Origin of the sequence: Apibacter mensalis (genome assembly GCF_001418685.1) — a bacterium.
Lineage (GTDB): Bacteria > Bacteroidota > Bacteroidia > Flavobacteriales > Weeksellaceae > Apibacter > Apibacter mensalis.
The window spans coordinates 1-1,500 of record NZ_LIVM01000036.1 but is presented as its reverse complement, the minus strand read 5'-3'; the positions used below and the strand labels follow the sequence as shown (position 1 = coordinate 1,500).

The following is a 1,500-nucleotide window of genomic DNA, read 5'->3' as shown; positions in this document are numbered from 1 at the left end:
GCCGTCTAAGTTAGTTATATAACTTTCCCTCGCGACAGGCTGGCTCGTCGCTAAAATGCTTCTCATGCATTTTTTAACGCAACGCCCTCCAAATGGTCAGAGTGGTAAAAATACTAATTAGTTTAATGATAAAAAAATAGTTTTACTCTTTATTCCCTTTGTAAAATTACGCAAACTGCTATTATGATGGATATCTCCTACCCTAATTACTCGGAACACAACCAATGGGACATTTTCAATATTATTTCTCTTATTCGTTCACTTACCCCTATTGACGAGCTAGAACTCTTGGATTTAATGTATAAAGAATAAAACGAAAAAAGCCCGAATAAATCGGACTCTCTTCTATTAATATCTACTGAATATTTAAAGTCTAATTTGTCTTTAATCTTGGGGACTGTAAGTAAGAAAAGCGTTTTTTATTTAAACTACTAATCTCATAACTCTTTTCTCATATAAACCCAAGAATTTAATTTATCTAATTTAGAAATAGGTTCTAATGTAAAAATACATTTTTCTTCTACTTCAGAAAAATCTATATCCGCCAAAACTTCAGTAGTAACCTCACTTATACTATCATAATCATCTTCTGTGGGTTTTTTATCTAAATAATAAATTACTTTTAATTTTTCAGTCTTTTCGAACCCTACTGCTATAGCTCTAATCGAGGAGTATATCATTCCCAATAAAGCTCTCTGAATAGAAAGTAAAATTTTAACTCTTATTTCTGTATTTTCCATTTTTAATTAGTTTTTGGTATTGGTGCAGAAGGAACTATATGAGCTCCAGATTTTGAATTATGAATTATCCCTTTTGTAGTAGGTATAGGAAGACCTGTACTTTGATCTATATAAATCCCTATATGTTTCCCAAAATCTACTCTAGTTTTAACATCTGATATTGCCTCTATATTTTTAACATCTCCTGCGTGAAATGAATTAAGTAAATTTTGAGCATTTTCTGTTAATATTGATTTTCCTTCTATATAATTATTATGTCCTACTATATGTTTACCTTGTTTCCCATTATGAATAGTTTTAGATACAGATTTGCCTACTTCTTTAGAAATATCCTTTACTATATTTTTCCCTTCGTTTGCGCCTCCTTTTACTTCCTGAGCTAAGACTCCTGCTGATACACCAAATCTGGCTGTTACTATGCCTACCGTTGCATCTAATACATCTTCTACAATGCTGGTGGTGGAACCCTCTGGTAATTTTACTACTCCTATACCGCCATCTCCTCTATATCGGCTTTCTTCACCTAGTATTCGAGAGGCTAAATTCATTACTCCTGCTCTGGCTTCTCCTATAAAGCCTACTGTAGCGCTTACTATATATTCTGCCATAGAGGGCTCTTGGGTATTCCAAAATTCCGTCTGCTTCCCGTTGGGATCTACTAAAAGTACAGGGCTTTGATAACAATAAATATACGTATTGAGATTAAACGAGTTATACACTCCGCCGTTGTGTTGCCCGTCTATGTAATGTTCTCTCTCCA

At 33.7% G+C, this 1,500-nt stretch carries 3 protein-coding genes; 1 reads left to right on the top strand and 2 read right to left on the bottom strand.

Annotated features, from left to right (window positions below; translation table 11 throughout):
* Nucleotides 1-183 precede the first annotated feature (183 nt).
* Nucleotides 184-312 carry a hypothetical protein gene (locus tag ASC36_RS11105; RefSeq protein ID WP_260182379.1) on the top strand — a complete coding sequence of 43 codons (129 nt, stop codon included), beginning with the start codon at nucleotides 184-186 and terminating at the stop codon, nucleotides 310-312.
* 125 nt (nucleotides 313-437) lie between these two features.
* Here ASC36_RS11105 and ASC36_RS10345 read toward each other — a convergent pair whose 3' ends face one another.
* Nucleotides 438-740 carry a hypothetical protein gene (locus tag ASC36_RS10345; protein ID WP_055426409.1) on the bottom strand — a complete coding sequence of 101 codons (303 nt, stop codon included), beginning with the start codon at nucleotides 738-740 and terminating at the stop codon, nucleotides 438-440.
* Between the two features lie 2 nt (nucleotides 741-742).
* The coding region (locus tag ASC36_RS10340; RefSeq protein ID WP_245630771.1) for a polymorphic toxin type 50 domain-containing protein at nucleotides 743-1,500 on the bottom strand (758 nt) is incomplete at its 5' end.